This is a genomic window from Streptomyces sp. NPDC056835 (assembly GCF_042789485.1).
Classification (GTDB): Bacteria; Actinomycetota; Actinomycetes; order Streptomycetales; family Streptomycetaceae; genus Streptomyces.
In genome coordinates this window covers 200808-226700 of sequence record NZ_JBHUBB010000011.1, presented here as the reverse complement: position 1 = coordinate 226700, position 25893 = coordinate 200808, and the positions used below count along the sequence as shown (strand labels likewise).

Annotated in this window: 20 protein-coding genes and 2 pseudogenes; 12 read left to right on the top strand and 10 right to left on the bottom strand. The window is 72.5% G+C overall.

The window, feature by feature from the left end; translation table 11 throughout:
• The first annotated feature begins 36 nt into the window (after window positions 1-36).
• Entirely contained in the window at window positions 37-2475 is a 2439-nt protein-coding gene (locus ACFRMN_RS15440; protein ID WP_383018991.1) for a PQQ-binding-like beta-propeller repeat protein, read from the top strand.
• Between the two features lie 84 nt (window positions 2476-2559).
• On the opposite strand, the gene ACFRMN_RS15435 is transcribed toward ACFRMN_RS15440, so the two are convergent.
• Window positions 2560-3300, bottom strand: coding sequence for an SDR family NAD(P)-dependent oxidoreductase (locus tag ACFRMN_RS15435; RefSeq protein ID WP_383018989.1), 741 nt, complete (start codon window positions 3298-3300; stop codon window positions 2560-2562).
• A 251-nt stretch (window positions 3301-3551) separates the two neighbouring features.
• Here ACFRMN_RS15435 and ACFRMN_RS15430 point away from each other — a divergent pair, with 251 nt between their 5' ends.
• From ACFRMN_RS15430 to ACFRMN_RS15410, 5 genes are all read left to right on the top strand, one after another.
• Window positions 3552-4010: a DNA-binding protein gene (locus ACFRMN_RS15430; RefSeq protein ID WP_383018986.1), complete on the top strand. Its 459-nt coding sequence runs from the start codon at window positions 3552-3554 to the stop codon at window positions 4008-4010.
• 177 nt (window positions 4011-4187) lie between these two features.
• Complete coding sequence (locus ACFRMN_RS15425) at window positions 4188-5033, top strand: oxidoreductase (RefSeq protein WP_383018984.1); 846 nt, start codon at window positions 4188-4190, stop codon at window positions 5031-5033.
• A gap of 213 nt (window positions 5034-5246) precedes the next feature.
• Window positions 5247-6368 (top strand): exo-alpha-sialidase, encoded by a 1122-nt coding sequence (locus tag ACFRMN_RS15420; protein ID WP_383018981.1) that lies wholly within the window; start codon window positions 5247-5249, stop codon window positions 6366-6368.
• A gap of 200 nt (window positions 6369-6568) precedes the next feature.
• Window positions 6569-7402: an HAD family hydrolase gene (locus tag ACFRMN_RS15415; protein ID WP_383018979.1), complete on the top strand. Its 834-nt coding sequence runs from the start codon at window positions 6569-6571 to the stop codon at window positions 7400-7402.
• On the top strand, window positions 7399-9807 hold the full coding sequence (locus ACFRMN_RS15410) for a glycoside hydrolase family 65 protein (protein ID WP_383018977.1): 2409 nt from the start codon (window positions 7399-7401) through the stop codon (window positions 9805-9807). Before ACFRMN_RS15415 ends, ACFRMN_RS15410 begins: the two co-directional genes overlap by 4 nt.
• A gap of 55 nt (window positions 9808-9862) precedes the next feature.
• On the opposite strand, the gene ACFRMN_RS15405 is transcribed toward ACFRMN_RS15410, so the two are convergent.
• Window positions 9863-10867: a zinc-dependent alcohol dehydrogenase family protein gene (locus tag ACFRMN_RS15405; protein ID WP_383019094.1), complete on the bottom strand. Its 1005-nt coding sequence runs from the start codon at window positions 10865-10867 to the stop codon at window positions 9863-9865.
• A gap of 172 nt (window positions 10868-11039) precedes the next feature.
• Between ACFRMN_RS15405 and ACFRMN_RS15400 the strand changes: the two genes are divergently transcribed.
• A complete protein-coding gene (locus tag ACFRMN_RS15400) occupies window positions 11040-11912 on the top strand; it encodes a hypothetical protein (protein ID WP_383018974.1) in 873 nt (290 codons plus the stop codon).
• Here ACFRMN_RS15400 and ACFRMN_RS15395 read toward each other — a convergent pair.
• Together ACFRMN_RS15395 and ACFRMN_RS15390 are read right to left on the bottom strand one after the other, a co-directional pair.
• The gene (locus tag ACFRMN_RS15395; protein ID WP_383018972.1) at window positions 11887-13308 is read right to left on the bottom strand and encodes an ATP-binding protein; all 1422 of its coding nucleotides are present in this window, start codon (window positions 13306-13308) and stop codon (window positions 11887-11889) included. The genes ACFRMN_RS15400 and ACFRMN_RS15395 overlap by 26 nt on opposite strands.
• A gap of 19 nt (window positions 13309-13327) precedes the next feature.
• The gene (locus ACFRMN_RS15390) at window positions 13328-14023 is read right to left on the bottom strand and encodes a response regulator transcription factor (protein ID WP_383018969.1); all 696 of its coding nucleotides are present in this window, start codon (window positions 14021-14023) and stop codon (window positions 13328-13330) included.
• 420 nt (window positions 14024-14443) lie between these two features.
• Between ACFRMN_RS15390 and ACFRMN_RS15385 the strand changes: the two genes are divergently transcribed.
• From ACFRMN_RS15385 to ACFRMN_RS15375, 3 genes and pseudogenes are all read left to right on the top strand, one after another.
• Complete coding sequence (locus ACFRMN_RS15385) at window positions 14444-15154, top strand: response regulator transcription factor (RefSeq protein ID WP_383018967.1); 711 nt, start codon at window positions 14444-14446, stop codon at window positions 15152-15154.
• Window positions 15155-15193: 39 nt separating this feature from the next.
• Window positions 15194-16522 carry a sensor histidine kinase gene (locus tag ACFRMN_RS15380; RefSeq protein ID WP_383018965.1) on the top strand — a complete coding sequence of 443 codons (1329 nt, stop codon included), beginning with the start codon at window positions 15194-15196 and terminating at the stop codon, window positions 16520-16522.
• A 150-nt stretch (window positions 16523-16672) separates the two neighbouring features.
• Window positions 16673-16804, top strand: a pseudogene (locus ACFRMN_RS15375) (LuxR C-terminal-related transcriptional regulator); the annotation flags it as partial.
• Between the two features lie 114 nt (window positions 16805-16918).
• Here ACFRMN_RS15375 and ACFRMN_RS15370 read toward each other — a convergent pair.
• The 6 genes and pseudogenes from ACFRMN_RS15370 to bla all read right to left on the bottom strand — a co-directional run bounded on the left by ACFRMN_RS15370 (window position 16919) and on the right by bla (window position 23746).
• Window positions 16919-19561 (bottom strand): FtsX-like permease family protein, encoded by a 2643-nt coding sequence (locus ACFRMN_RS15370; RefSeq protein WP_383018962.1) that lies wholly within the window; start codon window positions 19559-19561, stop codon window positions 16919-16921.
• Window positions 19558-20304 carry an ABC transporter ATP-binding protein gene (locus tag ACFRMN_RS15365; RefSeq protein WP_383018960.1) on the bottom strand — a complete coding sequence of 249 codons (747 nt, stop codon included), beginning with the start codon at window positions 20302-20304 and terminating at the stop codon, window positions 19558-19560. Before ACFRMN_RS15365 ends, ACFRMN_RS15370 begins: the two co-directional genes overlap by 4 nt.
• A complete protein-coding gene (locus ACFRMN_RS15360) occupies window positions 20301-20963 on the bottom strand; it encodes an ABC transporter ATP-binding protein (RefSeq protein ID WP_383018958.1) in 663 nt (220 codons plus the stop codon). The genes ACFRMN_RS15365 and ACFRMN_RS15360 overlap by 4 nt, the downstream gene beginning before the upstream one ends.
• Window positions 20960-21586, bottom strand: a complete 627-nt coding sequence (locus ACFRMN_RS15355; protein ID WP_383018955.1) for a hypothetical protein — start codon at window positions 21584-21586, stop codon at window positions 20960-20962. The genes ACFRMN_RS15360 and ACFRMN_RS15355 overlap by 4 nt, the downstream gene beginning before the upstream one ends.
• Before the next feature lie 199 nt (window positions 21587-21785).
• A pseudogene (locus ACFRMN_RS15350) lies at window positions 21786-22658 on the bottom strand (histidinol-phosphatase); the annotation flags it as partial.
• Between the two features lie 143 nt (window positions 22659-22801).
• Window positions 22802-23746 (bottom strand): class A beta-lactamase, encoded by a 945-nt coding sequence (gene bla / locus ACFRMN_RS15345; protein WP_383018952.1) that lies wholly within the window; start codon window positions 23744-23746, stop codon window positions 22802-22804.
• Between the two features lie 157 nt (window positions 23747-23903).
• Between bla and ACFRMN_RS15340 the strand changes: the two genes are divergently transcribed.
• Window positions 23904-24833 (top strand): LysR family transcriptional regulator, encoded by a 930-nt coding sequence (locus ACFRMN_RS15340; RefSeq protein WP_383018950.1) that lies wholly within the window; start codon window positions 23904-23906, stop codon window positions 24831-24833.
• Window positions 24830-25732 carry a serine hydrolase gene (locus ACFRMN_RS15335; protein ID WP_383018948.1) on the top strand — a complete coding sequence of 301 codons (903 nt, stop codon included), beginning with the start codon at window positions 24830-24832 and terminating at the stop codon, window positions 25730-25732. The genes ACFRMN_RS15340 and ACFRMN_RS15335 overlap by 4 nt, the downstream gene beginning before the upstream one ends.
• Window positions 25733-25893 lie beyond the last annotated feature (161 nt).

Here is a 25893-nt window from a genome sequence, read left to right as displayed (position 1 = left end):
TCTCGATACCGAGCCGGACGACTCATGGGGGCAGTGGTGACCTTGCGGGGGGACGATCCACGCTCCGTCGGCGAGTACCGGCTCGTGTCGCGGCTGGGCGCGGGTGGCATGGGCGTCGTCTATCTCGGGCGGTCTGTCTCCGGACGCCAGGTCGCGGTGAAGATGATCCGGCCCGAGTTCGCCGAGGACGACGGGTTCCGCGTCAGGTTCCGCCGCGAGGTGGAAGCGGCGAGGCGTGTCAGCGGGGCCTTTACCGCGCCCGTGCTTGACGCCGATCCGGAGGCCGAACAGCCCTGGCTGGCCACGCTGTTCGTGCCCGGACGTACGCTGCACGCGCGCGTGGCGGACGACGGTCCGCTGCCCGCGGGGGAGATACGGATCCTCGCGGCCGGCCTGGCGGAGGCGCTGCGCGACATCCACCGGACCGGTCTCGTGCACCGTGACCTCAAGCCCGCCAATGTGCTGCTCGCCGAGGACGGGCTGCGGGTCATCGACTTCGGGATCTCGCGGGCGGTGGACAGCGATCCGCTCACCCGCACCGGTCTGGTGGTCGGCACACCGCCGTTCATGGCGCCCGAGCAGTTCCGCGCGGGCGAAGCGACGGGACCGTTCACGGATGTCTTCGCGCTGGGTTCGGTCCTCGTGTTCGCGGCGACCGGGCACGGCCCCTTCGACGCGACCGACCCGTTCGTGTGCGGCTACCGGGTCACGCACGAGGAGCCGGACCTCGCCGGACTCCCGGACGAGCTGCGGGAGTTGATCGTCCCCTGTCTGTCGAAGGACCCGGGCGAACGCCCCACGGTGGGCCGGCTCCTCAAACAGACGGAGGAGGGGATGTCGCGGACGGCGGGTACGGGATCACCGGCACAGCCGGAGGAGCCGGAGGCGCCGGAGGAGCCGCTTCCCGAGGTACGGCCGGAGGCGGAGGTCACCACCGCGAGCGCACCGGCGCGGGAGTCCGGGCCGGTCACTGAGCCCTCCGGTCAGCCGGTCACCGAGCCGGCCGCTCAACGGGCCGCCCGGTCGGCCGCTCCGCCGGTCGCCGAGCCCGGCCCGGCGCCGCGGCTGACCGCCTTCGCGCGGGCCGATACACACCTCGCACCCGCACCCGCACCCGCACCCGCACCCGCACCCGCACCCGCGACCACGTCCCCCGAGCCGCCCGCCCCGGAACGCCCCTCGGCCACCTTCCCCCGGCGGCGTACCGCCCTCGCCCTCGTCACGCTGGCGGCCGTCGTGGCGGGCTCGCTGTGGGTCGTGAGTCAGGGCGACGGCCAAGGCGAAGGGGCCGGCGACAAGGGCGGGGCGGCCGGGACCGCGTCGCCCGGCTCCTCCGTTTCCGCCACGCCCTCCCCGTCGCCCAGAACCGACGCCCTCGGCCCCGTCCCCGACCCGCCCGGCGGATTCCGGGAGTGGACCAGGCGCATCACGCTCGAAGGGCGCATATACGAGCTGGGCACAGGCAGTTGCGCGGCGGCGAGCAGCGGCGTCTACTGCGCGACCTCCTACCGCCAAGCGGTCGAGCTCGACCCCTCCACCGGCGCCGAAGGCTGGAAGCGGGACTACCCCGACGGCCATGGCTACATGGACCAGGGCATCGCCGGTGTCAGCGGTGACACCGTGATCGGCTGGACCTCCGTCCGGTTCTCCGGTGCTCAGTCGCGGCTCACGGGACTCGCCACCACCGACGGCGAGCCACGCTGGGCCAAGCACTACAGGCAGTTCGCCAACCCCGCCTACGACGGCCGGAACACGGTCTTCATGGCCGACGCCCCCCAAGGCGGGGCGACGGCGCTCAGAGCCCTCGACGCGGCCACCGGCAAGGAGAAGTGGACCGTGGACGGTCCCTCGCCGGGCGTGGGACAGGCGCTGTGGGCGGGGGAGGGCGTCCTCGTCACGACCGAGGCGTACGGGGACAGCACCATCGCCGCGGGGTACGGAGCGGAAAGCGGCAAACAGCTCTGGAAGATCAGCTTCCGGGGCTCCGTTCTGCGCTGCGAAGTGCCCTCGGCCAAGGTGTACTGCCTGGTGGCGGACGGTGACGACGGGCCGCGTCGCGTCGTGCGGTACGACCCGAAGAGTCCGGAGAAGAGCGACCTCGACCCCATTGACGTCGAAGGTGAGGTCCGCACCGGCACATTCGCCGACGATGTCTTCTACGCCTCCGACGAATCGGCCGCGTACGCCTACGACTTCCGTACGGGCAAGCTCATGTGGCGCCGCCCACTGCCCAAGGGCGTCGGCTTCGCCGCCCCCGCCCCCGCGCCCGGCAACCGGCTTCTCGTACCCGTGGGCAAGGGCAGGGTGGCGGTGCTCAACGCGACCACGGGCAGGCCGCTGTGGACCGCGGAACCGAAGGGCAACATCGCGGAGAGCGCCGGTGAGAGCCGCCCGATGACGCTCGGCGGTGCCGTGTACACGGTCTCCGGAGGGACGGACATCCGCGCGTTCCGGCTGGACGGGAAGACAGGCTGACGGCGGTCGTTTCCGCGCCGTCGAGCATGGCGAGGTCGGCGCCGTCGGCCGGGGCGGTGGGCCGGGGGCGGTCGGCGGCGGGTGTTACCGGCCCCCGGACACCCTCAGTACCGTCCCCGTCGTGTACGAGGCGTCGTCCGACAGCAGCCACGCGACGGCGGCGGCGATCTCGGCGGGTTCCCCGGGCCGCCCGAGCGGGATCCCGGCGGCGGCCTTCGCCGGACGGTCGGGATCCCCCATCGCGGCGTGCATCTCCGTGTTGATGACGCCGGGCGCGACCGCGTTGACCCTGATGCCGTTCGGGCCGAGTTCCTTGGACAGACCGATGGTCAGGGCGTCGGTGGCCGCCTTGGTCGCCGCGTAGTGCACATATTCGCCGGGGGCGCCGAGGGTGGCCGCCGCCGAGGAGACATTGACGATGGCGCCGGAGCCGAGCGCCGCCATGTCCCGGGCGGCGCGCCGGCAGCACAGCAGATAGCCCAGGAGGTTCACGTCGATCACCCGTCGCAGGTCGGCGGTCCTCGTATCGGCGAGTCTGCCGAGCGGGCCCGTCACACCGGCGTTGTTGACCAGGCCCGTCACCGGCCCGAGTTCGGTCATGGCGGTGTCGAACAGTCGCTCCACGTCCGCCTCTTCGGAGGTGTCCACCCGTACGGTGACGCAGCGCGCCCCCGTCGCACGGACGGCCGCCGCCGTCTCCTCGGCCGCCGCGTCGTTGCTGACGTGGCCAAGAACCAGATCGTGCCCGTCGGCCGCCAGCCGGACGCACGTCGAGGCGCCGATCCCTCGGCTGCCGCCTGTGACGATGGTGACCGGACGTGACATGAGCTGCCTCCTGCTGAGCGACGGACGTGAGCGGATTCACGGACCTGACGGCAAGTCGTACCTCACCCTCGGCGGACGCTCTCCTTCGGGGCGTTCCCATTCGGGCGTTCCCCTTCGAGGCGTTCCCCTTGGGGGTGATCCCCGAAGCTCCTCCCTCACGAACGGAATTCGCTCACTCCACCAGCCCTGCGTGAACAGAACGTTTACAACGACTGGTTGACATCAACTTGTGTGTCGCCGATCCTGGTCGTATGTCATCGACTTCCGGTCAGCCCACCGACCCCTTCACCCCTCCGCACCCGGAGCAGGCGCGCGCGCACCGCGCCGCCGCCTCCCTGTTCCGTATCGCCGAGCGGCACGCGGCCACCGACGAGCAGCGCCGGCGACAGGTCCATCCCTCCGTCATCGCGCCGCACGAGGCCATCAGGCTGGTGTCGTTCCTGCTCAGCGGCGCGGCGCGGCCGGACGACGGCGAGCCGGCGGTGGACCACGCCGACATCACCGCCGCTCTGAGCCTGATCCCCCTGGCGCGCGGTGACATGGACGAACTGGAGGCCGGACTCCTCAAGATGGCCCGGGGTCGCGAGATGACCTGGCAGGAGATCGCCTTCGGTCTCGGTCTCGGCACTCCGCAAGCGGCGAGGCAGCGATACGAACGGCTGGCCGGCCGTACCGCTGCCGACGCGGAGGGGGCGGGGGAGACGTCTTAGGCCCGCGTCAAGGCGTCAGGGCGTCAAGGCGTCAGGTCAGGGCGTCAGGGCGCGCTGATCTCGTCCATCTGCCGCTGGATTCGCGGGCTGTTCCGGCGCCTCGTACGCTCCACTTGTCGATGACCGTCGGCCGCTGGTCCCGGTCGTGGTCGCGGTCGCGGGTAAGGAGCCACAGCCATGAGCGTCTGGATGATCACAGGTGCCTCGCGCGGATTCGGTGCGGAGATCGCCCGCACCGCCCTGGCGTCCGGGTACGACGTCGTGGCCACCGCCCGTGATCCACGGACCGTGCGGTCCCTCTTCCCGGACGCGGGCGACGCCCTGCTCGCGCTTCCCCTGGACGTCACCGACGCGGACGCGGCGCACGCGGCCGTCGCCGCCGCGACGGAGCGGTTCGGCCGTATCGACGTACTGGTCAACAACGCGGGCCGGGGACTGCTCGGCGCGGTCGAGGAGGTCTCGGACGCGGCGGCCAAGGCGGTGTACGAGACCAATGTGTTCGGCACGCTCAATGTGCTGCGCGCGGTGCTGCCCGGGATGCGTGAGCGCCGGTCGGGACACATCGTCAACATCAGCTCGGTCGGCGGCTTCACCGCCGGGCCGGGCTGGGGCGTCTACGCCTCCACGAAGTTCGCCGTCGAGGGCCTGTCCGAGGCGCTGGCGGCCGAGGTCGCGCCGCTCGGCATCAAGGTGACCGTGGTCGAACCGGGCCGCTTCCGTACGGACTTCCTGGACGGCTCCAGCCTCCACACCGAGGCGAACGTGATCCACGACTACGCCGCCACCTCGGGCGGCACCCGGACCGGCGCGGTGGACCACAACCACGCCCAGCCCGGCGACCCGGTCAAGGCGGCCCGCGTCATCGTCGACCTCGGCGGCAGCGAACGGGCCCCGTTGCGAATCCAGCTGGGGGCGGACAGCGTGGCCCGGGTGGAAGACAAACTCCGTTTCGTCCACGACGAGTTGGAGACATGGCGGAAGGTGGCCACGAGCACGGACCACGACGACGTCACCACCGGCTGAGCCGCCCGCCGCACCCTCGGCGGCGGCCCGCGACCTTCACCTGTAGGTGTCCCGGCACGCGTGGCGACCGGAAGGCGTGCTGTTCGTGCCGCTATGTTCCTCGCGGACCCGCGCACGCATCCGCCACACCAGCCGAGGGACGCGATGAGACTCCGTGCCGTCAGAATCAGCCGATCGCCGCTTCTCCCGCTCTTTCTCCTGATCAGTACGGCGATGGCGCTGTGGCCCGCCGCCCCGAGCGCCGCGCGGCCCTCGTCCTGCGAGTTCTCCGTGCCGTACGAGTCAGGGACCTCCGGCTATCACACCTTCCGTATCCCGGCCGCTCTCCAGGTGCCGGGCGGGCCGCTGCTCGCGTTCGCCGAGGGGCGGCGCGATTCGGCCGCCGACGACGGCGACATCGATCTGGTGCTCCGGCGCTCGCTGGACGGAGGGTGCACCTGGCAGCCGCTCCAAGTGGTCGCCGACGCGGGCGAGGACACCGTCGGCAACCCCGCGCCGGTGATCGATCCGTACAGCGGGGACGTGGTGCTCGTGACCTGCCGGACGATCGGCGGCGCGACCAAGAGCCAGGTGGTGGCGGGCGCGGTCGCCGGATCCGTCCGCCGGGTGTACGTACAGCGCAGCACGGACGGCGGGCTCAGCTGGTCACCGCAGCAGGACATCACGGCGTCGGTCAAGGCCGCGGACTGGCGCTGGTACGCGGTGGGTCCCGGGCACGCGGTGGCGCTGCGCCACGGCCCCCACCGGGGACGGCTGCTGGTGCCCGCGAACCACAGCGCGGGCCCCGCGGCCCGCAGCGGCGCGCACTCCATCGTCAGCGACGACGGCGGTCGCAGCTGGCGCGTCGGCTATCTGAGCCCCGGGGCCGCCGAGCCGCTGGCGCTCAACGAGAGCACGCTGACGGAGCTGCCGGACGGCCGCGTCTACATCAACGCCCGTGATCACGACCGTACGACCGAGGGCTCACGGGCCGACGCCTACAGCGACGACGGGGGCCTGACCCTCTCCGTCCCGTTCCGGCCCCAGCCGCTGATCGAAGGGCCCGTCGTGCAGGGCAGCGTGCTCCAGGTCCGCGGCCTCACGCGGCACGAGCCGCTGCTGTACTCCGGTCCTTCGGACGCGGAGGAGCGGATCCGGATGCAGGTGCGGGCCAGCGGCGACGGCGGGTGGTCATGGCGACCGGTGTGGACGGTGTCGCGGGAGCGGGCCGGCTATTCGGACCTGGTGCAGACCGGCTCGGGGACGGTCGGCCTGCTGTACGAGACGGGGCTGCGGACCTATCACGACACCATCCGCTTCACTCGGCTGCCCTGGGTCTGGAGGCTCCTGCCGTAGTCGTGGGACGGACCCGCCCGCCCCGGCCGGACCACTGCTGGGGGACGCGGTCGTCACCGTGCGGCATGTGCGTGCTCCGCCCGGTCCTGCCGTGCTCGTGACCGTCAGCCGTGGTGCCATGGATCCATGGGCCACCTCCTCCAAGGGACCGGGTACGAACGGGCCGGGCACGGACGGACCGGGCACGGACGGGCCGGGCCATGACCGGCGCGCCGGCCCTGGCGCCGTGTCTGCGCTCCGTGCGGGCCGTGGTCTTCGACACCGACGGGGTCATCACCGACTCCGCCGGAGTGCACGCCGCGGCCTGGAAGGGCGCGTTCGACGCGTGTCTGTCCGCCGCGGGCGTTCGAGAGCCCTTCGACGCGGTGGACGACTACCGCCGCTATGTCGACGGCAAGTCCCGCGAGGACGGGGCGGTGGCGTTCCTGAACGCGCGCGGACTCGACCTCCCCCTCGGCGATCCCGCCGACGGACCGGGAACGGCCACCGTCCGAGCCGTCGCGGCACGCAAGGGACAGCTGTTCACACGGCGGCTGCGTGAGCACGGCGTCGAGGCCTGGCCGGGGACCGTACGCCTGCTCCACGCGCTGACCGCCGCGCGGGTGCCGTACGCCGCCGTCTCGGCGTCCCGGCACGCGACGGAGCTGCTGACGTCGGCGGGTGTGCTCGGTCTGCTGCGGACCGTGGTGGACGGCAACGAGGCGGGCCGGCTGCGGCTGCCGGGCAAGCCCGACCCGGCGCTCTTCCTGGAGGCCGCGCGCCGCCTCGGGTTTCCGGCCCGGGACACGGCCGTCGTGGAAGACGCGCCGGCCGGTGTCGAAGCCGGCCGGCGCGGCGGGTTCGGCCTGGTGATCGGCGTCGACCGGACGGCCGGGCGCACGAGCGCGGCCGAGCTGCGCGGGCACGGCGCCGATGTGGTGGTCGCCGACCCCGGAGAGCTGCTGACCGAAGAGGAAAGCCGGAGCAGTGTGAACGGGGGAAGCGTGAACGGGAAAGGTGTGAACGGGAGAAGCGTGAACGGGGAAAGCGGGTGACCACACGCGCCTGGACCTGGACCTACGAGGGCTATGACCCCGAAGCGGAGCGGCTGCGCGAGGCGCTGTGCACGCTGGGCAACGGCTACTTCGGCACCCGCGGCGCCGCGTCGGAGACGTCCGAGGGACCGGCGCACTACCCCGGCACGTACGCGGCGGGCTGCTACAACCGGCTCATCTCCACCGTGGCCGGCCGTCAGGTCGAGAACGAGGACATGGTCAATCTGCCCAACTGGCTCCCGCTGCGCTACCGCGTACGCCCCAAAGGCGGCGCACCGGGACCGTGGCTCTCACCCGACGGCCCCCATCTCCTCACCCACCGGCAGAGCCTGGACCTGCGGCACGGCACCCTGACCCGCTGGTCGGTGTACGAGGACGGCGCCGGGCGCCGGCTGCGCGTGGAGCAGTGCCGGCTGGTGCACATGGGCGAACCACATCTCGCCGCGCAGCGCACCTCGTTCACCGCCGAGGGCTGGGCCGGGACGGTGGAGGTGGAGTCGGGTCTCGACGGCGATGTGCGCAACGCGGGAGTGGAGCGGTACGGCGATCTCGCGAACCGGCATCTGACCCATCTGCGCACCGGAGCCGAGCGCGACGACACCGTGGTGTGGCTGCGGTGCCGCACCGTCAACTCCGACATCCGGATCGCGCTCGCCGCGCGTACCCGCGTCACCGACCGCCGTGCCGCCGCGCCCCGTACGCGGCTCACCGCCGGACAGGCCGTCCAGACCCTCACGATCCCCGTCGGGCGCGACGAGACGGTGACCGTCGACAAGACGGTCGCGCTGTACACCTCCCGTGACCCGGCGATCAGCGGCCCGTGGACCACCGCCGTCCAGGAGGTACGGCGTGCCGCCGACTTCCCCCGGCTGCTGGCCTCGCACCACCGCGCCTGGGAGCGCGTCTGGCGGGAGGCGGCGCTGGACGTGCCCGGCGAGGCGGGCCGGATCCTGCGGCTGCACCTCTTCCACGTACTCCAGACCCTCTCCCCGCACACGGCGGGACTGGACGCCGGCGTGCCGGCCAGAGGGCTGCACGGCGAGGCGTACCGCGGGCATGTGTTCTGGGACGAGCTGTTCGTCCTGCCGTTCTTGAACCTGCACTTCCCGGAGGTCTCCCGGTCCCTGCTCGGCTACCGCTACCGGCGGCTGCCCGCGGCCGTCCACGCGGCGCGGAGCGTGGGCAGGCGGGGCGCGATGTACCCCTGGCAGAGCGGTAGCGACGGGCGCGAGGAGACCCAGGAACTGCATCTCAATCCGCGCTCCGGCCGCTGGCTGCCCGACCACTCCCGGTTGCAGCACCATGTCGGCTCAGCGGTGGCGTACAACGTATGGCAGTACTGCCAGGCCAGCGGCGACACGGAGTTCCTGCACACCGACGGCGCGGAGACGCTGCTCCAGATCGCGCGGTTCTGGGCGAGCAGCGCGGTCTGGGACCCGGCGCTGGAGCGGTACCGCATCCGCGGTGTCGTCGGTCCCGACGAGTACCACGACGGCTACCCGGATGCCACCGTGCCGGGACTGGACGACAACGCCTATACGAACGTCACCGCCGCGTGGGTACTGACCCGGGCCCTCGAACTCTGCCGGACCCTGCCCCTCTCGCACCGCCAGCAGCTCTTCGACCGCATCCGGCTCGCACCGTCGGAACAGGAGGGCTGGGACGACATCGCCCACCGGCTCCATGTGCCGTACCACGCGGGGGTCATCAGCCAGTTCGCCGGATACGGGGACCTCGCCGAACTCGACTGGGAGGGCTACCGGCGGCGCTACGGCGACATCCGGCGGCTGGACCGGATCCTGGAGGCGGAGGGGGACACGGCCAACCGCTATCAGGCGTCCAAACAGGCCGATGTGCTGATGCTCGGCTATCTCTTCTCGCCCCGGGAACTCGCCGGGCTCTTCCGGCAGCTCGGTCACCGGCTCGACGACGACTCCTGGCGGGCCACCGTCGACTACTACCTCGCCCGCACCAGCCACGGATCCACGCTCAGCTCCCTCGTCCACGCGTGGGTGCTGGCCCGGGTCCGCCGCGACGAGGCGTGGGCCTTCGCCGAGGAGGCGCTTGCCGGGGACGTGGCCGACGTTCAGGGCGGCACCACGGCGGAGGGCATCCATCTCGGCGCCATGGCGGGCACCCTGGACTTCGTACAGCGCGGGCTGACCGGGCTGGAGACCCGGGACAACGCGCTGTGGCTGGATCCGGCGCCGCTGCCCCAGCTGTCGAAGTTCGGGGTCGGCATCCGCTACCGCAGCCACTGGGACGTGGATCTGCGTATCCGCGCCGAGCGGGTACGGATCGCCGTGCCGGACGGGAGCGACGGTCCGGTACGTGTGGTGCTCGGCGGGGTCGAGTCCATTATCGTCCCCGGCACCACGCGCCGGCTCGAACTGCCCGGTAGGTGAGCTCGAACCGCCCGGTGCGTGCCTGTGTACGTACCCGCGTCTGTACGTACCCGCGTCAGCCGGGTACGAGCACCGCGGCGCCGTTCACCCGCCCGGCCGCGAGGTCGCCGAGCGCCCGGTCGGCCTGGCTCAGCGGATAGCGCTCGGCGGTGACGCGGATGCCGATGCGCCGGGCCAGGTCGAGGAAGTCGTACCCGTCCTGGCGGGTGTTGGAGGTGACGCTGCGCAGATTCCGCTCCTGGAAGAGATGGCGCTGGTAGTTCAGTGCGGGAATGTCGGAGAGATGGATCCCGGCGATCGAGAGCGTGCCCGACCGGTCCAGGGCCTCCAGCGCCACCGGCACCAGGTCACCCACCGGCGCGAACAGGATCGCCGAGTCCAGCGGCTCCGGCGGCCGGTCCCGGTCGTCACCGGCCGACGAGGCGCCGAGCTCCATGGCGAGTTCACGTGCCCGCTCCGACCGGGTCAGGACATGGACGGTGGCGCCCTCGGCCAGCGCCACCTGCGCGGCCAGATGGGCGGAGGCACCGAAACCGTAGATCCCCAGACGCCCGCCGCGAGGCAGCGCGCTGCGGCGCAGTGAGCGGTAGCCGATGATCCCGGCGCACAGGAGCGGCGCGAGCAGCGCGGCGTCCTGGTTCTCCGGCAGCCGGTAGGCGAACGCCTCGGGGACGATGGCCAGTTCGGCGAAGCCGCCGTCCGCGTCCCATCCCGTGTAGAGGGATTGGGGGCAGAGATTCTCCTGTCCCGCCCGGCAGTAGCGGCAGGTCCCGCAGGTGCCGCGCAGCCAGGCCCCGCCGGCCCGGTCGCCGGTACGGAACCGGGTCACCGCCTCGCCGACGGCGCTCACCCGGCCGACGATCTCATGGCCGGGGATGGACGCCGGGCGGTGCGGGGTGAGATCGCCCTCGGTCAGATGCAGATCCGTACGGCAGACACCGCACGCCTCCACCCGAAGCAGCAGTTCGCCGGGGCCGGGGACGGGCACGCGGCGGCTGACAGGGACCAGCGGCCGTCCGGTGCTGATCGGTCCTGGGGTCTCGACGGCCCAGCCGTCCATGGTCTCTGTGGCGGGCGCGGCGGACGCGGGAACAGCCATACCTCCAGCCTGCGGCGCAGGGCGACCCGCGGCAAGCGGGCACCGCGACACACCCCGGGCCGTACGTCTCCTCGGCCGGCGGCCGACGGCTCACTCAGGAAGCGTTCAGGTAGGAACTGCCAGCCTCCCGAGCATGACAACCAACAAGCACGCGGTGGGAGCCGGGCCGCGAAACCGCCGGACGAGGAACAAAGTCCCCGAGGTCACCCTGTACTTCTGGGTCATCAAGATCCTCTGTACCACCGTGGGGGAGACCGCGGCGGACCTGCTCAACGCCAATCTGGGCCTGGGCCTGACCAACACCTCCTATGTGATGGGGGCGTTGCTGGTCGTCGCGCTCTTCTTCCAGTTCCGGGCGCGCGCCTACGTGCCGTCCCTGTACTGGCTGTCCGTCGTCCTGATCAGCGTCGTCGGGACGCTGGTCAGCGACAACCTCACCGACAATCTCGGCGTCCCGCTGGAGACGACCACCTGGATGTTCGCCCTGGCACTGGCCGTGACCTTCATCGCCTGGTACGCGAGCGAGCGGTCGCTGTCCATCCACACCATTCACACCCGGCGGAGGGAGGCCTTCTACTGGTCGGCGATCCTCTTCACCTTCGCGCTCGGCACCTCGGCGGGCGATCTCGTGGCCGAGCGCCTCGGTCTCGGGTACTGGGTGTCCGCCATCATGTTCGCGGTGCTGATCGCCGCGGTGGCGGTCGCCCGTTTCACGCTCGACTTCCACGTCGTCTGGTCGTTCTGGATCGCGTACGTCCTCACCCGCCCGCTCGGCGCCTCCCTCGGCGACTATCTCTCCCAGGCGCACGCGGACGGCGGGCTCGGCCTCGGGACGGTCGGGACGAGCCTGCTCTTTCTGGCCGTCATCCTCGGGCTGGTCGTCTATCTCACACGCAGCAAGAGGGACGTGGCGCCGCTCGGCGACGACAGTGACGGCGTCGGCGGAGGCGGCAACGCCGGGGAGCACGTACGCGACCGGTTCACCCTGCCGGAAGACGCACGGTGAACCGCGCGCCGGGTCCGGTTCCCGGCATGGAACCGGACCCGGTCGCGGTGGACGCCGACGTGATCTCCCCGCCCGCGGCGCGCGCCAGCCGCCGGGCGAGCGCCAGGCCCAGACCAGCGCCGTCGTGTCCGTCGCCGGGGGCGGCGCGGCGGCCCGGTTCGAAGAGCGAGTCCACGAACGACTCCGGTACCCCCGGTCCGTCGTCGGCGACACTCACCTCGACCGCGCCCGGCACCGCCGCGCACTCGATCACGACGGAGCGCACGGCATAGCGCCGGGCGTTGTCGAGGAGCGGCATCAGGATGCGCTCCGCGACGGCCTCCGAGACACCGGCCGTCGCGGGGGTGCCACGGACCAGCACCGGCGGTGAGCCCGGGTGATCCGCGGCCGTACGCTCCGCGAGCGTCCGCGCCAGATCGAGCGGCCGGCAGCGGCCCGGGACCGCCGAGCCCCGGGTGCGCTCCTCGGAGAGCAGGCTCTCGCAGATCTGCCGCATGGTGGCCGCGGCGCTCGCGATCGCCTCGTGCGAGACGCGCTGCTCCGCGGCGTCCCGCGGGCGTTTGACCAGCCACTCCGTCTCCGCCGTGATCCGCGCCAGCGGGGTGCGCAGCTCATGGGAGAGCTCGGCGCTCTGCTGCTGCTCATGGCGCAGCACCGCCGCGAGCCGGTCGAGCAGTTCGTCGAGATTGGCCGCGAACGAGGCGAGTTCCGCCGGACGGCTCTCGGTGCCGAAGCGCCGGGCGGTGCCCTCCTCGCTCCACAGGGCGGCCTGCGCGCTCATCAGCCCCACGGGCCGCAGTGCGCGGCGTACGACCAGCCGTGTCAGCAGATAGACCGTGCCCAGCAGCAGTACCGCGAGCACGATCGACGCCGTGAGGGCCGAGTCGGCCGTACTGCGGTACGGATCGAGGCCGACCGACGTGACGACCGTGCCCACCTGCTTGTGGCCGTCGGCGTCCTTGACCGGCAGGGCGTAGAGCCGCGTGTCGCTCGGGTCGGTGACGTCGGTGAACGTGTCTGCCTGTCCGGCCAGCCGATCGGCCCGCTGCCGCAGCGCCGCCGGTGCGCCGGGCGGCTTCTCGATGGCTTGCCGCCCCTGGTAGATCCACACTCCGGTGTCGAGCGCCTGATCCTCGGACGGTTCGTGGATGACGAAGCGGCCGTCCGGCCGGGGCTCGATCGTCGCGGCGACCGCCTCCGCCCGGGTCCGCAGGACGTCATCCGCCTGCGCGTGCAGTCTGCCGTTCAGGGCCAGGTTGAACGCGGAGGTCAGGACGGCGACCCACAGCGCGCTGGTGACGAGGGCGACCAGGGCGAGCCGGCCCCGCAGGGTGCGGGGCGAGGGAAACCCACGCGGGAGTCCGCGCGGGCGCCTCGCGGTGGTCCGTACGCTCATCCGCGTCCGCCGGGCCTTCTCATGCGGTGCTTTCCGCGCTTGCCGGGGTAGCCGTGAACCGGTAGCCGACGCCCCGTACCGTGCTGATGCCGTGCGAGGCACCGGCCTCGCGCAGCTTGCGGCGCAGCCGGGTCAGATACTGATCGAGGGTGTTCTCGCTGACCTGGGCGCCCTCCGGCCATCCGGCCCGCAGCAGAGCCCGGCGACGCACCGCCGTGCCGGGAGCGGCCATCAGACAGGCCAGCAGCCGGAACTCGGTCGGTGTCAGGGACACGCCCGCGTCGCCCGCGGTCAGCTCGTGCCGTACCGGATCCAGCCGCAGCCCGCCCGTATCGATCGACGGGTCCCGTCCGGCACGACGCAGGGCCGCACGGATACGCGCCGCGAGCTCGGCCAGGTGGAAGGGTTTGGCGAGATAGTCGTCCCCGCCCGAGGAGAACCCGGACAGCCGGTCGGTGAGCTGGTCGCGCGCGGTCAGGAACACTACCGGCGCGGTGATCCCGGCGGCACGCATGGCCTGGCAGACATCGCGGCCGTCGGAGTCGGGCAGTCCGATGTCCAGCACCACGGCGTCCACCCGGGCATCGACGCGGCGCAGCGCGCCGGCGCCGTCGGCCGCCGTGGCGACCTCGAAGTCCTCGTCGCGCAGGCCCCGGGCGAGTACATCGCGCAGGCCGTGGTCGTCCTCGACGATCAGGACACGGTGGGTGGTCACCCGGCCAGTATGCCCCGGACGCCACCGGACGGGCGTACCCCGTTCGGAGCCCTGCCCCAGGCCCTGTCTGACAAATCCCGCCTGGCTCGCGACGCCTGGCACGCATGCTTTCCCCCGTTGCCTCAAGGGCACGGGAGGGACCCCCTCCGTTGTCGGGCTCGTCCACGTACGTCCAGTACGCGGACGACCCTCCGCCTCGCGATCGCACGCACCGGACGCCGCGAGCCCCGCCCCACGGGCGGACGGCGTATTTGTCAGACAGGGCCCAGCCCCCGGCGAGACGTTCAGGTGGCGTTCAGGTTCGCGGGTCCACCATCGTGGCCGGGGCCGCACCGGCCCCGAGTGCGGCACGGACAGGGCGGGCTCGTCGGCTCGGCGTCACGCGCCGCTTCCTCCCCCGGACACGAGGCAGTGGGTGACATGGCGGCACGCATCGTGGTCGTCGAGGACGACCCGGCCATCGGAACCGGGCTGATCGGCACACTGCGCGTACTGGGCCATGACACCCGGTGGTGCCCCGACGGGGAGTCCGCGCTTGACACCGTCACGCGGCGGCCCGCCGAACTGCTTCTCGTCGACCTCGGGCTGCCCGACATCGATGGATTCGCGCTCTGCCGTCGGCTGCGCGAGCGCGCGCCGGACGCGGTCCTCGTCGTGCTGACCGCCCGTACCGCCGAGATGGACGTCATCCAGGCCCTGGAGTGCGGCGCCGACGACTACCTCACCAAGCCGTTTCGGCTCGCCGAACTCCAGGCGCGGGTGTCGGCCCATCTGCGGCGCGCCGCGCCGGGCGAGCACGAAGGGCCGACGCGGATCAGGCTGGGACCCCTGCTGATCGACAGAACGGCACGGCGCTGTACCACCGCCACGCGGGGCGAAGTGCCCCTCAGGCCACGGGAGTTCGACCTGCTGGTGCGCCTCGCGCTCGGCGCGGGGCAGGCGGTGAGCCGCGAGGAGCTGATGAACGATGTGTGGGACGAGAACTGGTTCGGCCCCACGAAGACACTGGATGTGCATGTGGCGGCGCTGCGCCGGAAGCTGGGCGACCTCGTACGGATCACGACGCTGCGGCAGTTCGGATACCGGCTCGAACCACCCGGTACTCCGACGGGTCCTCCGGCCGGTCCGTGATTCTCCTGGGCGCCGCCTCGTCGTAGGGAGGAGCGGGCCGTGCGGCGTCGCATCCTGAGAGCGACCGTGCTGGCGGTGGTGTGCGCGGTGCTGCTGTTCGCCGTGCCGCTGGGCATGGTGGTGCCGCGGCTCTACCAGCAGGACGAGGTACGTGAGCTGCAGCAGCTCGGCGAACAGGTCGCGGTGAGCCTGCCCGTGGAACCCGCCGTGCAACCCGCGCGGCCACGGGGCTCCGACCCGGTCGAGCTGCCCCGGGCCGAGCGCGGCACCCGTATCGCGGTCTACGACCCCGGCGCGCGGCGCGTCCTCGGCGACGGCCCCCGGGCGGGTGACGGTCCGGTGCGCGCCGCCGCACAGGGCCGGGCTTCCTCGCGGCGGATGGACGACAGCCTGGTGGTGGCGGTGCCCGTCGGCGGCGCGGAGCGGGTACGGGCCATGGTCCGGGTCACCGCCCCGGCCTCGCAGCCGCTCCGGCGGACCGCGCTGACCTGGAGCGGCATGCTGGCACTCGCCGGTCTCGCGGTCGGTACGGGAGTGGTCCTCTCGCTCCGCTCCAGCAGACGCCTGGCCCGTCCGCTGGAAGAACTGGCCGGTACGGCACGCCGGATGGAGAGCGGAGATCTCGGGGCGCGGGCCGAGCCGTCGGGGATACCGGAGACCGACGCGGTCGCGAGCGCCCTGGCGCGCACGGCGGGACGGGTCGATCAGCTCCTGCGGCGCGAGCGGTCCTTCAGCGCCGATGTGTCGCACCAGCTGCGCACGGCGCTGACGGGGGTACGTCTCGATCTTGAGACGTCGTTGGCGGCGGGCGCCGACGGCGACCCGTGCGGGGCGATGACGTCCGCGCTGGAGCGGCTCGGATCGATGGAGACGACCTTGGCCGATCTGCTCATCCTGGCGCGCGAAACCCCCGAGCGGGCCCCTCTGGACCCCGCGCCGCTCCTCGATCACATCGCACGCCGCTGGCACGGCGAACTGGCCGCCCAGGGCCGGCGGCTGCGGCTTCTGGCGGAGGACGACCTGCCCGAGGGCGCCGGGTCGGGCCGCGCGGCCCGGCAGATCCTCGATGTCCTGCTGGCCAACGCGTGCGGCCACGGCAGGGGGACCGTGACCGTACGTGTCCGCGACACGGGCGGCGTACTCGCCGTCGACGTGGAGGACGAGGGGCCGGGAATCGCCGATGACCGGCCGCTCTTCGAGCGCCGCCCGCAGGACGCCACGGGCCACGGCATCGGCCTCGCGCTGGCCCGCTCGCTGGCCGAGGCGGAGGGCGGCAGACTCTTCGCCTCCCGCCCGTACCCGCACCCCCGCTTCACCTGGCTCATCGCCGCGCCGCCGGACGATGGCGCGACCGCGACCGACGGATAGGCCACGTACCGTCAGCGGTCAGCGGTCAGCGGTCAGCGGTCAGCGGTCAGCCGTCAGCCGTCAGCCGTCAGCCGTCAGCCGTCAGCGGTCGTCGCGGGCGCGCTCAGCTGCCAGACGCGCGCCGGGGGCACATTGCCCCAGACCACGCCCGCGACCGCGCTCGGTATGCGGGAGAGCACCGTGAAGGCGCACATCAGCCGGATCCTCACGGCGCTCGACGCCGGAAACCGAGTTCGGGCCGCCCTGCTGGCCAGGGACGCCGGACTCGGCTCCCCCGGCTGAGCCCGCGCCGCGGGGCGGGGGCGCTGACCTGTGGACATGGCCGGGGGCCGCGGACGGCGCGTCGCCGCCCGCGGCCCCCGGGTACCGGCGGGCCCTCCGGGTACCGGGCGGGCCTCACAACTCCCGTAGCTCGGTGAGGGGAGGACGTCGCGCATGACGTACGGCCGCCCAGGCCGCCGCGGCCAGCGTGGCCGTCGTGACACCGGCCGTCGCCAGCAGATACGCCCAGGGAACGGCGACCTGGGACGGCGGCGGATCGAAGACCCCGGAGAGCACCTTCACCAGCATCTGCGACAGCGACCACCCGAGGACCGTGCCGCAGGCGCCGCCCGCCACGGCGACCAGTGCCGCCTCACTCCACACGAACCCGGACAGCTGACGGCCCCTGGCCCCCAGCACCGATGCCAGGGCGAGCGTGCGCCGCCGCTCGGCCAGCCCGAGAGCCAGGACCAGACCGCCCGCCGCGGCCGCGATCACCAGCGCGAAGCCCAGCTCGACCCGGGTGAGCCCGGCGAGATCGACCGCCGTCAGGCTGGAGCCGATGACCGTACGCGACGACGGCAGATCCGTGACGTGCGCGTTCGGTCCGAGAAGCGTCCGGGCCCGCGCCGCGACGGATCGCTGGGCCGTGCCGCCCGTGTCGACCAGCAGCGTGCCGACGGCCGCGTTGCCCGTCGTACGAGCGATGTACGAGGAGTTGGCGACCAGGAAGCTGTCCTTGGGCGCGGTCGGGAACTCCTTCACGACACCGGCGAAATGGAACGGGATCGTCCGGGGCCCGCCCGTTCGCGCGTCCGTCAGCCGCAGCCGGACCTGATCCCCGGGACGGAGCTGGAAATCGTGCGCGGTCTCCGCGCTCACCAGCAGCGCGTCGGGCCGCCGCGCGAGCCGGTCCAACAAGCCGCTCGCGGTGCCGCCGGAGAAGTAGGCGTCCTGCAAACGCCCGGCCGACACGATGCTCTTCGGCTGGACCCCGTACAGGTCCTGGAGATCGGCGCCGACATACGCGAACCGGTGCTGGACCGGTTCCACATGCCGTACGCCGGGCAGCCCGGCCAGCTTCGCCGCGTCCCCGGTCCCGGTGGCGCCGCTCGTCGAGGTGGTGACCGTGACGTCGGCGCCATTGGTCAACACCGCGTCCACCTCGGCCTGTTGACGGTAGGTGGAGTTGAACACGGCGGTCGACGCGGCGAACGCGCACGCCAGGGCCAGCAGGACGACAGAGCGCAGCACGGCGCCGCGCTGCCGCGAGACACCGGCCGCGACCGTATCCGCCAGTGCCCCGGCGGCGGGCCGGAACAGCCGCCGGAGCAGTGGCCTTCCGCGCCGCAGCAGCAGATCCGCCGACAGCCAGGCCAGTACCGCGCCGCCCGCCCACAGCAGGGCCGGTCCCGCGAAGGCCCAGTAGTCGACGGAGAGCGACGCGGTGCCCTCGGGAGCGAGGACAAGTGCGTACGTGGTCGTACTGGTCGCGCGGAAGACCGCCAGCGAACCGGCCAGGAGGACGGCGGCCAGCGCCCACCACGCGGGGTGCGGCGCCGGACGGCGCGCGACCGCCGTACGGCCCGACGCGACGGTCGCGCGGCGGGCGTCGTAGCGCGCGGGCAGCAGTACGGTCGCGCCCGCCACCACGCATCCCACGGCCGACGCGGCGAGGGCCCATGACAGGGGCACCCCGGCGGTGTGGAACGCGACGCGGCCGACCAGCGCGGCCAGCGCCAGCCCGCCCGCCGTCCCCGCCACGGCGACGACGACAGCCTCCACCGCCGCGAGTCCGACGAGCTGCCGTACGGTCGCGCCCCTGGTCCGCAGCAGCGCCTGCTCCTTGCGCCGCCTGCCCGCGCCGGCCTGGGCGACCGCCCAGGTCAGGGCCGCGGCCAGCACCGAGCCGGGTACGCCGAGGAAGAGGAAGAGCAGCTGCGCGTACAGGGCGTCGGCGCGGGCGGCGTCCAGCACGGCGCCCAGGTTGTCACCGACCAGCCCGGTCCCGGCGAGCCGTACCTCCGCGTTGTGCGCGCTGCCCGTGGCCGCGGTGTACGCGGCGGCCGGGTCGGGCGGCAGGCCGTGGCCGCGCAGGGTATGGATCTGTGTCCGTACCAGGTCGGGCCGCGGCACCGCGAGCGGATCGAAGACGGTGTGCCAGGTCCGCTGGGGGAGCAGCACGATGTTGTCCGGCGGGGCCGACGGCTGGGACTGCGGCGGAGCGCCGACCTTCTGGAACAGGGAGTCGGCGAGCGGGAGTTCCACGACACCGTCCACCCGCAGCTGTACGGCGGGCAGTCCGGCCCGCTTGACCGCGATGGTGTCGCCGGGAGCCGCGTGCAGGTTGGCGGCGGTCTGCTGGGCGAGCAGCACGCCTTGGCCGTGTCCCACGAGGACGCGGATCTCGCCGGGGAAGGTACGGGCATAGTCGGCGGGCAGCCCGAGCACGGACCCGGGACCAGTGGTCTGGAGGGTGCCTCCTGTCCGTGCTTCCAGGCCGCTGGTGCCCGCGTAGCCGACCGGCAGCGCGGCCTTCGTACCGTCGAGTCCGCGCACGGTGGACAGCACCGCGTTCGGATCGGCGCCGTCGGCCACCTGCACCTGCCAGTCCACGGACACCGTCCGAACCGACTGGGAGGTCATCGTGGCACGGGTCTGGGAGAGGAAGCCGCCCAGCAGCGACAGCAGCGCGACGGCCACCATGACGCCCGACGCGGTGGCCAGAAGCCGGCCGCCGCGTACCCGCAGCAGCCCGGAGAGCCACATTCCGATCATCGCGCCTCACGCTCCCCGGCCTGACGTTCTTCCGCCCGGACCCCGTTTCCTGGGCCGTCCGGCAGCATCAGGCGCCCGTCGGCCATGGACCACCTGGTGGGCAGCGCGTCGGCCACCCGCATGTCGTGTGTGCTGACCACCACGGCCGCGCCGAGCGTGGCGGCGGCTGAGAGCAGTACCGCCATCACCTGTCCGGCGCTCTCCCGGTCCAGCTGTCCGGTCGGCTCGTCCGCGAGGATCAGCCGCGGCCGGCGCGCCAGCACCCGGGCCACGGCGACTCGTTGGGCCTGACCGGCCGACAGCTCGTCCGGCAGTTTCCACGCCAGTGCTTCGAGCCCCAGCTCCTCCAGCGCCGCGGAAGCCCGCGCGTCCGCCTCCGCGTCCGCCACACCGTCGATGCGCAGCGGCAGGGCGACGTTCTCCACCGCGGTGAGCGGCGGCAGCAGACTCGGGCCCTGGAAGACGACGCCGATGTGCCGGGGGAGAGGGCCCTCGGACAGACCGGGGTGCGCGACCCGGCCGGCCGTCGGCAGGTCCAGACCCGCCATCAGATGCAGCAGCGTCGACTTGCCGGAACCGGAGGGGCCGACCACGGCGATCCCGGCGCCGGCGCCGACCGCGCAGCTCGCTCCGTGCACGGCGACCACCGCGCCGGCGCCCGTACCGTACGTACGCGCCGCGTCCGTGCAGAGGACCAGTGGCTCGCCGCCGGGCGTTGCCACCGCCACCCCGTTCGCCGTCATGACACCCACCGTCCGTCCCGCAGCCGCAGTACCCGGTCGGCGACGGCGGCCACCTCCCGCGAGTGGGTGACGACCACCAGGGACGTTCCCGTCGCGGCCCGTTCACGCAGCAGTGTGAGAATCCGCCGCTCGGTCACCGCGTCGACCTCGCCGGTGGGCTCGTCCGCGAGGACGACGGCCGGATCGTTGGCCAGGGCCACGGCCAGACCGGCGCGCGCGGCCTCCCCGCCGGACAACTGCCGGGGCAGCGCGCCCGCGCGTCCGTCGATCCCCATCTGCCGCAGCAGGTCCTGTCCCCGGCCGCGGTCCGGTACGTGCGAGAGCCGCTGGACGAGCCGCACATTGTCGGCGACCGTGAGATGGTCCAGCAGATTGCCGGACTGGAACAACACCCCGATGTGCTGTGCCCGAAGCCGGCTGCGCAGGTGTTCCCGCTGGTGCGACAGCGGACGGCCGGCGACGCGCACCATGCCGCCGTCGGGTTCGTCCAGCCCGGCCAGACAGCTCAGCAGGGTCGTCTTGCCGGAGCCCGAAGGCCCGGTCACCGCGACGATCTCGCCCTTCGCCACCTCCAGTCCGACGCCCTGGAGCGCGAACGTCTCCTCCTCACCCGCCCGGAAGAACCGGTACAGGGAGTCCGCGCTGAGCGAGGCGGTCATCGCGTCCACCGGAAGGAGTCCGTGACGGTGCGCCAGGGGTCGACATTGTCCGCGCCGACGGCGCCGGACAGGGTCAGTACGACCTGGGTGCCGTTCTTCCAGAAGACGTACCGTTCCACGCTCTGCTGGACGCTCTTGCCGGTCACCCCGTCGGGGGCCGAGTCCGCGCGGTACGTGGCCAGTACGGCGTCGCCGCCCTGCCGCTTCACCGTGCTGACCTTGTCCACCTTCACGTTCTTCGCGGACCGTTCGACGGCGGGGAGGTCGACCGTGCGCACGGACCGGTCGGTCGGCGCCTGGGCGGCCGACGACGGCTCGACGCGGACACTGTTGAACTTGTCGCTGAAGACCGTGGCCCGCCCGGCGGCCCGGCGCGCCCACCCCTCGGGCACCTTGACGGAGAACCCGCCGCCCGACGGTGTCCAGGCGACGTACACCTGGTTGTCGGGGATGTCGCCTGCCGGATTCGACTCGGGGGCCGGGGCCGCCGCCGACGCCGACGAGGATGACGAGCCGGAACCGGAGCCGGAGCCGGAACCGGAACCGGCTCCGGAGGAGGAACACGCCACGGCTCCGGTCAGGACCACCAGACCGGTCAGCGCGGCGGACAAGATTCGACGCATGGGAACACCTCTGCGCGGGGATCGGAACGAGCCGGTCGGAATACCGCCTCTTCCCCGACGCTAGAAACGACGTGCCCAGCGCCCGCCCCTCAGCCGGTTAGCGCGCGGTAAACGTCCGCTCGGGACCCCGCGACCTCCGGGACCCCCGCGACCCCGCGACACCCGCGACCGTGCGCGTCGTGTCCGTCCGGATCAGCGGTCAGCGGACCATGTCCACGAAGACCGGGTTGGTGTACAGCCAGGTGTCCAGCCACGGGTCGCCGTCGCCGGGCGCGTGAGGAATCGGTCCGTGCGGGTCGACGGCCGCACCGAGTAACCCGGGTCCATGGCGCTTGCCGTCGCTGCCGCGCAGCCGGAGGTAGCAGGACTCCTCGGCCCTCCCCAGCGGGATACGCAGGGTGTACCGGCCGCGGCGTCCCTCCACGTCCGAGGTGTGCACCACACGGGTGTCGGGCGCGCGCCAGGTGTCGGCGTCCTTGACCGGGCGCCGTGCTCCGTGCTGACCCGTACGTCGATGCTGTCGACGAGCTGGCCGTGGTCGACCCATACGCGGCCCGCGCGTAGTCCCTCCATCACCTGCCGGTAGCCGTGCCGGGTCACCCCGACATGCGTCCGGCTGAACTGCCCCGGCCAGAAGTCCCCGCCCGGCTGCGGCTCGTTGGTGTTGACCGGGTCGGGCAGATGTCCGACGTTGTCGAAGTTCCGGCCGGACAGCCAGTCCCCGTTCTTCCAGGTGTCGTACGCGACACGGTGAACATCCGAGTTGGACGTGATGGAGAACAGGCGGCCCTCGGCGAGCATCGAGTCCCACAGCCCGCCGACGGTCGCGGTCGCCCAGTCGAAGCCGCCGTACGTCACATAGGCGGCGGCCGGATAGCCAGGCCAGGAGTCCGCGGAGGGGGAGTTCACGTATTCGCCGCGGATGCTGTTCGGCCCGGCCCACCCGGGGAAGGCCCCCGCCTGCGCGCCGGGCGCGCCCCTCCATACCGATCATGATGTCGGGGCCCGCGTCCCGCCAGGCGCGCATCTCGTGCGGGGAGTCGATACCGAGGCGCAGAGGGTGGTTGGCGACCTGGCGGGCCTTCTGCCACGACCGGTGAAGTGTTCGGCTTCCGTCATCAAGGAACTCCTCGCCATGACTCGTGGCAGGTGGGTGCGGCTGGTGGCGGTCGGCGGACGGCGGACGGCGGCCGACGTCTCCTCGCGCGTCTCCCGCTACGACAGCGCCTCGGCCACCACGGAGGCCGCTTCCGCGATCAGCTTGTCGTCGTGTTCGGCTTCCTTCTCGTCGCGGTTCGACATGATCGCCATGACGATGGGGGCGCTGTCGGGGGGCCACACCACGGCGATGGCGTTGCGGGCGCCGTAGTAGCTGCCGGTTCCGGTCTTGTCACCGACCACCCAGCCCTTGGGCACTCCGGCCCTGATGAGAGCGTCCCCGGTGGTGTTGGTACGCAGCCACCGCGTGAGCTGGGCGCGTTCGCCCTTGCCGAGGACGTCGCCGAGAACGAAGGCGCGCAGATCCTTGGCCAGCGCCCGCGGCGTGGTCGTATCGCGTGTGTCGCCCGGGACCCATCGGCTCAGCTCGGGCTCGATGCGCTCCATCCGGGTGACGTCGTCGCCGATGCCCCTCAGCACGGCTTCGAGACCCTTGGGCCCGCCGAGCTCGGCGAACAGCAGATTGCCCGCGGTGTTGTCGCTGTAGCGGACGGTGGCGTCACACAGCTCCTTGAGGCTCATCCCCGTCTCGACATGCTTCTCGGTCACGGGCGAGTTGGCGACCAGATCGTCCTTGGAGTACGTGATCACCCGGTCCATACCGCTCAGGGAGTACTTCCGCAGCACGGCACCGGCGGCCAGCGCCTTGAATGTGGAGGCGTAGGGGAACCGCTCGCCATCGTTGTACGCCACCTCGCGCCCGGTGCCGGTGTCGATGGCGTAGACACCCAGCCGCGCGTCGAACGTGCGCTCAAGTTCGTGGAGTTCACCGGTGAACGGCTTCGTGGCCGGACTCGGCTTCGACGTATCGGCGGACGAGGACGCCACGGCGGAGGGTGCCGAAGGGGCCGCGGACGCGCCTTGGCCGCAGGCCACGAGCGGGACGAGCGCGAGCGAGGCCAGCGCACTGAGAACGGCGCGCCTGACACGCGTGTGCTTCATGGTTCGAACCTCCAGGGCACCCCGTAGCCAGGGCGCATAGGGGATGTGGGGGATGGAGCGGCAGGGCCCCATCCCGGTACGTGGTCGTGGTCATCGGTGCCGGGACCACCCTCGCCTCCGCGCTGCCATGCGGTCCAATACGCTCATGCGCTGTTCCATGCCGATCTGGCATAGAGTGCGGGCTGTGGATCTGGTGGGAGCGTGTCGCGCGTTTGTCAGCGTCAGCGAGCACGGCAGTTTCACCGTCGGAGCGTCCGCTGCCCGGATGTCCCAGTCGGTGGCCAGCCGTCGCGTCGCCGCGCTGGAGGAACGCTTCGGTGAGCAGCTGTTCGAGCGCACGTCGCGGCGGGCCGTCCTGACCCCCTTCGGCCGGGACATGCTGCCGGCGGCCAGGCAGCTCGTACAGACGGCCGAGGTGCTGCTGAACGAGGCGGCGGCCGCCAAGCGCAAACCCTGGCGGCTCGCGGTGCCCGGCATCTGCTCCACGGTCGGTCTCGCCCGTCTCGTCGCCGAGGCACGGGGACACGGTGTCACGCTCGATCTCCGCGTCGCGGCGCCGGCCCGGCGCATGGAGCTCATCCACGCCCAGCAGGTACGTGCCGCCGTGCTCGCGGTGCCCGCCGACGAGGCGACATGGTCCGTTCCGCTCGGCCTCGCCGGTGCCCAGGATCCCGGCATCAAACGCGTGTACGTCGAGACGCTGCGGATCGGACGAGCCACCGCCGGCCCGGCCCGCCGTATCTGGATCCAGCCGGAGGACGACGTGCCGCACATCCGTGATCCGCTGACGCGGCTGCGTGACGCGGTGGGCCTGCGGCCCGCCCAGCTCGTCGCCGCGGCCGACCTGATGACCGCCGCGGCGGAAGTCCTCTGTACCCGCGACCTGTTGCTGTGCTCCCCCGCCCAGGCCGAGGAACTCGCCCTGAACTGGCGGCCCATCGGTGAGATCACGCTCAGCCGGGGATTCGCCCTCGTCGCCGCCGCGGACGGCAATCCACAGCACATCGAGGCACGTCTGGGCGACGCCCTCGCCCGTCTCCTCGGCGCGGGCACCCGGGCGGGCACCCCGGAAGGGGCGGCGGCATGAACACCGAGGCACTGCTCAGTGACATGCGCCGGCAGCTGCGCGACGGCGGTCTGCACGGCTGCCTGCTCGTACGGGATCTGCACACGGGGGAGGAGCTGGGCATCGACCCGGACACCCAGCTGCCCGCCGCTTCCCTGGTCAAGGTCCCGCTCGCGCTGGCGACGACGGAGCGAATCCGACGGGGCGAGCTCGACGGGGCGACGATGCTCGATGTGCCACCCGGGCGGATCACCACGCCGGGCCCCACCGGGCTGAGCCGATTCCGCCACCCCACCCGGATCGCGATCGACGACCTGCTCTATCTGAGCACCTGCGTGAGTGACGGAACGGCCGCCGACGCGCTGTTCGACCTCACCCCGCCCGCCCGGGTCACCGACATCCTGCACGAGCTCGGCGTCCGCGGCCTCACCGTCCGGCACGGCATGCTCGAACTGTCCGACACCCCCGCGGAACGCTTCGACGCGGACCAGGCCCACCTCGCCCATGCCCTGGCCATCGACGCCGGCACCAGCGGCCGGGGACACCGGGTGCCGCAGCTCGACACCACCCGCGCCAACACCGGCAGCGCACGCGCGTACGTCGAACTGCTCCAGGCCCTGTGGACACCCTCGGCGATCCACCCCGAAGTGGCCGAGCGGGTGCGCGACCTCATGAGCAACAACGTGCTACGGCACCGGCTCACCCCGGATTTCAGCTCCGATGCCACCACCTGGTCCTCCAAGACCGGCACCCTGCTCAATCTCCGCCACGAGATCGGCGTCGTAGAACACTCCGACGGTCAGGCCTTCGCCATCGCCGTCCTCACCGAGTCACTGGTCCCGGCGAGTACCCAGCCCGGCGCCGACGCCCTCATGGCGCATGTCGCCCGTGGCCTGCGCGATCACCTCAGACAGCTTTGAAGGCAGGACCTGGCGCGGAGAGGCGGAGCGACGAAGGCGAGCGCCGTACGGGAGAACGTGGCGGCCTCCGCCACGGCGCCGGGGCGAACGGCTCGCGCGTCGCAGGTCTGAGGCCGCGTCGCCGGTCTCAGGCCGCCGCCGTCCCCGCGACACGGTCGCTC